Origin of the sequence: Colwellia asteriadis (genome assembly GCF_039523295.1) — a bacterium.
GTDB lineage: Bacteria > Pseudomonadota > Gammaproteobacteria > Enterobacterales > Alteromonadaceae > Colwellia > Colwellia asteriadis.
This window is the reverse complement of the sequence record NZ_BAAAFA010000020.1, coordinates 1-5,838: the sequence shown is the minus strand read 5'-3', so window position 1 is coordinate 5,838 and position 5,838 is coordinate 1. Positions and strand designations below refer to the sequence as shown.

Genomic DNA, 5,838 nt, shown 5'->3' with positions numbered 1-5,838 from the left:
CATATTGCTCAATCAATTTATTGAACAATGGTACGCACAATTAGAAGATGCTGATTGGCATGAAAACCATGAGTGTGATTGTGAGTTTGAGTATACGGATTATTATATTGGCTACTGGTGTTTTGAGTTGTCGTTAGTAGCAAATATATTAAACGTCAACAAAGATAAACTAACACCACACCCAATGCTTGCTGTTGATTTAATTAAGCAGTAACTCGCTTGTAGCTCATGAGTAGAGTGACTACACAACATAAACAGCTCTTTAACAATTTATATAAATATTAACAGTAAACTATTATTCAATATCAATAGCTTGCTTTATATGCTGCGTAGAATGATAAAGCCACAACTTTATTAGTTTTATTATCTGTGACAGTTTAAAAAGGCGTTACCAACTATCCTTAAAGTCAAGTGCTATTCAATATTGGGCGAGTCGCTAATAATTGACGTACGCGTTCTCTGTGCCAACACTATGCTACTGACTGACGATGACAACGCTAACGACAGCATAGGTTGGATTGCCCTCCCCTTAACGGGCATTAGTTTTGTTCCCCTAACTTCCAAAGTAAAGCGGCTCTGCCATTAAAGGCGTCGGCAAAGTCATTATTGAAAAAGCAGGGGAAGTACTTACTCCCGCCCTTGCGCTTTCAATTGAAATAAGCACGTGAACTAGGCAAAGGCGACCCGGTTAAATTCTTACGCGACATTGACTGGGCTGGTTTAACCAAACAAGCTATCGATTTAGTGAAAGAGAAAATAATCAGTATTCGTGGTGCCTTTGATGATATTGTCGATAGCTGGTATTTAAAAAGAATTATTCCCGATGAAGCCCTTGATAGCTTAAAAAATTCCAGTAAAAAACTCGGCGAAATACTTCCTAAAGTAGAGCTCGGCATGCAAAAGGGCATGCAAGACCTTGAGAAAAAATTTAGCAAAGCCCTTGATGAATACACAGGTGAGTTACCACATGTGGGTAAAACAGGCGATATTAAGAAAGTTAAAACTGATGAGTTGAAAGCGCCGAAAGGCAATGAGTTACCTGGGGCAGCCGCAATTAAGCGTATGCCTCAACACAAGTTATCCTCAGGGGTGCCGCCGAGCAAGGTAAGTCAGTTGTTGTTCTGATAGAGCAATAAATTAACACAGCATACATTGAACTTAGTGACGTAAGGCAAATAGGTCAAAGCCATTTAAACAAATTAACCAGCCCAATCACTCTGTTTTGATTATTGCTACCAAAAACCACGCTCTTTAACAATTTGAAATGGATTTCAAACCAGCCAGTTGCTTTATAGTTTTTCAAAGTGACAAGCAGGTTTTTATTAATTAACCTTTCTATACGCCTATTCTCTGGCTAATGCTAGGCTCATACATTTCAACATAGACTGCATTCAACAATAATCGCCCTCATCAAATCAAAGCCTACCTCTTGGGTTTTGACATGAATGATGTGCAGCCCTCAGTCGTTACCAGTGTAAATTCACACCTAAATCGTATTGTTTCTCGCTCGGGCCATGAACTTTGTATTGACGATTTAGGTACTGAGCCTAAGGTGATTTTAAAAACCCTCGCAGGGGAGCATTATATTGAGTTTAATGCGCACAAAAAGCAGAGCATTTTCAGGGGTATTCGCTTACTGGATATATTTTAATTACCTTCGGCACTATCAGTTGTCACTCAACAAGCTTTTTATGTTTGTGATGACCATAGGCTATTTAATTTTAATTGGATTTGAGCTAAAGCTAAAGTACCAAACACAGCAATGAAGCAGCATAGCCAATTTAGTTTCAATCTAGTTGGATGATTCGCAATAAAAAATTCCTTTTATTTTACTGACTTACTCAATCTAAATTGGTAATATCTTGGGGCGTAAAAATTGGAATTAAATTATTCAGAAGGAATCTGACTATGGCCATTATAGGTATAGATTTAGGCACAACTAATAGTGCATGTTGTGTTTGGAAAAATGCAGAGTTAGTGCAAATCCCCAATCGGTTAAATAAGTTTTTAACCCCATCTGTCGTCGCCATTGACGATGAAAAAAACATTATCGTCGGCACTACGGCTAAACAAAGACTAATTAGTCATCCACTAAGTACAGTTGCTGTGTTTAAACGTGTTATGGGCACAGAGCATTCGCTAGAAATTGGTGGCCTTTCCTTTACAGCACCTGAGTTGTCTTCTTTTATATTGCGTTCTCTGGTTGAAGATGCCGAACAATTTTTAGAGGAGAAAGTCACAGAAGCAATTATCAGCGTGCCCGCTTATTTTAATGAAAACCAACGGTATGCGACTAAACTTGCCGGGGAACTAGCTGGGCTAACCGTTAGAAGGCTCATAAACGAGCCAACAGCCGCAGCAATGGCTTATGGTTTAAATAATCGCCAACAGGGCACCTTTATTATTTTAGATATGGGTGGTGGCACTTTCGACGTATCAATATTAGAATTTTTTGAAGGTGTTATGGAAGTACACGCCAGCGCTGGTGACAATTACCTGGGTGGTGAAGACTTTGTTACAGTAATGTTTGAACAACTGTGTATAGATAACAACTTGGATAAAAAACTGTTTTCCCGAAAAGAGCGGCAACAAGCGCTCATGAAGCTAGAAACAATTAAATGTAATATTGACAATGAGTTGCGTCATAAACTTCAGGTGACATATCAAAATAAAACATACGATTTAACAATAGAGCAAGAGTGGTTTTATAGCGTTATAACACCATTGCTCTATAGAGTGCAGCAACCTGTTAAACAGGCACTACGAGATGCCAACTTACACCCAAATGAAATTGATGATGTTATTTTAGTTGGTGGCTCAACAAAACTAAAAGCATTGCGTTCAATGGTCAGTAAGCTCTTTGGCCGCTTACCTTCATGTAATTTAGATCCAGATCTTGTTGTATCAATAGGAGCAGGTGTTCAAGCTGGGCTGGTAGAGAAAAACGAAGCGCTAGATGACATTGTCTTAACCGATGTATGCCCTTTTACACTAGGAACTGAGGTGCTTGATGATTTTGATAACCCTGGTCAAATGCTCCCTATTATCGAGCGAAACTCTATTGTGCCGATTAGTGTGGAACGCGATTTATGCACTTCTACGGATAATCAAACAGCGATGCAGGTTGGTATATATCAAGGTGAACACAGGCAAGTAGATAAAAATATTTTCTTGGGTAGATTAAAAGTAGCTGTGCCTAAAGACAAAGCTGGACATCAACCTATTACCGTTCGTTATAGTTACGATATGAGTGGCTTACTGGAAATCGACGTTAAAGTTAAAACTACCGGACAAACCTACAATAAAGTAATTCATAACGCACCAGGTGCATTAACAGCTGAGCAAATAACTCGTGCTAAAAAAGTGCTTCAAAAGCTCAAATTTCACCCTAGAGACAGTGAAAAAAATCGAGCTTTAGTGGCGAGGGCCGAACGTATGTACAGTAGCTCCCTTGGTTATCAAAGAGAAGAAATTGCTCAATTGATCTCTCGTTTTGAGCATACACTAGACCGCCAAAATCCCAGAGAAATACAACGAGAACAGGTGCTTTTCGGTGATGCTTTAGATTCATTCGATAATGAAAGTTGGTTTTAATGGTTGATTGGGAACAATTGCAAATAGAGCCAACGACTGAAATTGGCTTGATTAAAAAAGCCTATGCTGCTCGTGTTAAAGTTATTCGCCCTGACGAAAAACCCACAGAGTTTTCTTTACTGCACAACGCTTATAAAAGCGCAATCAAGTACGCAAAAATTGCGGCTAGTCAAACAACAATGGCCATTGAGGAACAAACGTTTTTCTCTACACAAGAGGAAGATGTGCCCTCATATGAGGAAGAAAGAGCACCTTTACATGAAGAAGAGGAGCAAGCATATTTCGGCAACGAGTTAATTAATGACAGCACACATATTGACATCGAAGAAACATTACTTTTTGATAAAAATGCATACCTTGCAGATCAACTTGCAACTGATGAATCAACAATCAGCGACCAGCAACTACATGAAGAAATTATTGAAAACTCCTTTCAAAATTTAGTTAACTCGAATGAACAAAATTTGGTTGAAACCCCACAGAATGTTGAAATGACCAATAGCCAGCAAGAAGGCATTGATAATTTAGACGACATTTTACAACTATGCGACGAAATTTTATCTGAAGATAATTCACATATTCAATTTCAACTCTGGAGTGAGCTAAGTCAAAATAAAGCGCTACTTAATCAGGATATTCACTTTAAAGTGAGTTTATATTTAATTAACGCAATTTACGCCTTATGCAACGCAATTTCCAACGAAAAAAAACATAAAAAATACTCAGTAGACGGTTTAGATAAAAACTCAATATTGTTACTGAATGACACATTTTTATGGCAAGAAGAGAGGGAAAAACTCAGCGCATTCGCACATTCAGAAGCATTAGATTCGGTCATAGAATACATTGATAATGCTACATCTGACGAGAATAAGTCACTAGCCGCTGTTCAAGGGGGCGTTAGCGCAATTAATCGTTATTCAGAAGAGGAAATAGCAGTTTATGAAAACGCAAAGAACAGCTTATTCAAATTAAAAATATTATTTATTTTATGGTGTCTAATATTACTCGCTATTTTCTTTTTCTCTTTGTTTACAACGCAAGACGGTCTGTTGTTTAGCAATTCGACTATTAGAAATTTAGTGCTTGTGATTAGCCAATTCGTATTATGCTTCAAGCTTTGCCAAAACAATAAATTAGCATTCTATTGCGTTGGGCCTATTGCCTGTGTTGCTTTGTTCTTAATACCATTTGGTACGCTTTGGGGAATATTTACATTACGTAGTCTCCGTAAAGCACGACACTATTTTAAATTTACTAATCCCCCCCCGCGACCTAGTCGTGATAGGGCTTAGTTATTAACACGCTCTAATAAAATAACAGCAAAAAAATAAAAGGGGTCAGAGCCGTTTAAACAAATTAACCAGCTCAATCACTCTGTTTTGATTATTGTTACCAAAAACCACGCTCTTTAACAATTTGAAATGGATTTCAAACCTGCTTGTTGCTTTGTCACTATACAAAGTGACAGGCTGGTTTTTATAAGGATGACTAACCTTTCTATACGCCTATTACCTCGCTAATGCTAGGCTCATACACTTCCACATAGACTGCATTCAACAATAACCGCCCTCATCAAACTAAAGCCTACCTTATTGGTTTTGACATTAATGATGTGCAGCCCTCAATCGTTACCAGTGTAGATTCACACCTAAATCGTATTGTTTCTCGCTTGGGCTATGAATTAATTTTTGATGATCACAAGCTTATCCCTAAAATTACCCTGCAAACCCTCGCGGGGGAGCATTATATTGAGTTTAATGCGCACAAAAAAGCAGAGCATGACATTCAGTGGATTTCACGCTTAGGCGACATTAGTTTCCATGCCGGCACCAGCTTAATGTTTGACACTGAGGAAGGCAACATCAACGTAAGCTGTGAGGGCTATCAGCACATTGATGCTAAAAATAGCGTTAACATTGCCGAAGAAATGTTGCTTGAATCGGTGAGCGCTAGCTCCTACTTAACCGAGCGTGCCCTTCACTCATCTGCCAATAACAACATTGCTTGGCAAACTGAACAAGGTGATTTATCAATTACCGCCACCACCAGCAGGGTTAGAGTTAATAGACCCAAGCACCATACCTGGTCTTAAAGATGCTATTTTCACCGATAAAGAATCAGGCTTTGGGGCAGCATTGATGAAGTCAACGGTTAATGGTGAGACCATGCTAGTATATCGTGGCACCAATAATGGTGTTACGGGTATGAAAGATTGGGCTACCAATGGTAAACAAGGTGTTG

Annotated in this window: 6 protein-coding genes; all 6 read left to right on the top strand. The window is 38.7% G+C overall.

Features of this window, described 5'->3' with window-relative positions; all coding sequences use genetic code 11:
- Positions 1 to 214, top strand: a 214-nt coding sequence (locus tag ABD005_RS17955) for a PoNe immunity protein domain-containing protein (protein WP_343819132.1), incomplete at its 5' end; no start/stop codon positions are given.
- Positions 215 to 744: 530 nt separating this feature from the next.
- Positions 745 to 1,125: a hypothetical protein gene (locus ABD005_RS17950; RefSeq protein WP_343819131.1), complete on the top strand. Its 381-nt coding sequence runs from the start codon at positions 745 to 747 to the stop codon at positions 1,123 to 1,125.
- 316 nt (positions 1,126 to 1,441) lie between these two features.
- Positions 1,442 to 1,651 carry a hypothetical protein gene (locus tag ABD005_RS17945; protein WP_215980955.1) on the top strand — a complete coding sequence of 70 codons (210 nt, stop codon included), beginning with the start codon at positions 1,442 to 1,444 and terminating at the stop codon, positions 1,649 to 1,651.
- A 257-nt stretch (positions 1,652 to 1,908) separates the two neighbouring features.
- Positions 1,909 to 3,594: an Hsp70 family protein gene (locus tag ABD005_RS17940; protein ID WP_343819129.1), complete on the top strand. Its 1,686-nt coding sequence runs from the start codon at positions 1,909 to 1,911 to the stop codon at positions 3,592 to 3,594.
- Positions 3,594 to 4,889 (top strand): hypothetical protein, encoded by a 1,296-nt coding sequence (locus tag ABD005_RS17935; RefSeq protein WP_343819127.1) that lies wholly within the window; start codon positions 3,594 to 3,596, stop codon positions 4,887 to 4,889. Before ABD005_RS17940 ends, ABD005_RS17935 begins: the two co-directional genes overlap by 1 nt.
- Positions 4,890 to 5,209: 320 nt before the next feature.
- The gene (locus tag ABD005_RS17930; RefSeq protein WP_343819125.1) at positions 5,210 to 5,689 is read left to right on the top strand and encodes a hypothetical protein; all 480 of its coding nucleotides are present in this window, start codon (positions 5,210 to 5,212) and stop codon (positions 5,687 to 5,689) included.
- The last annotated feature ends 149 nt before the right edge of the window (positions 5,690 to 5,838 follow it).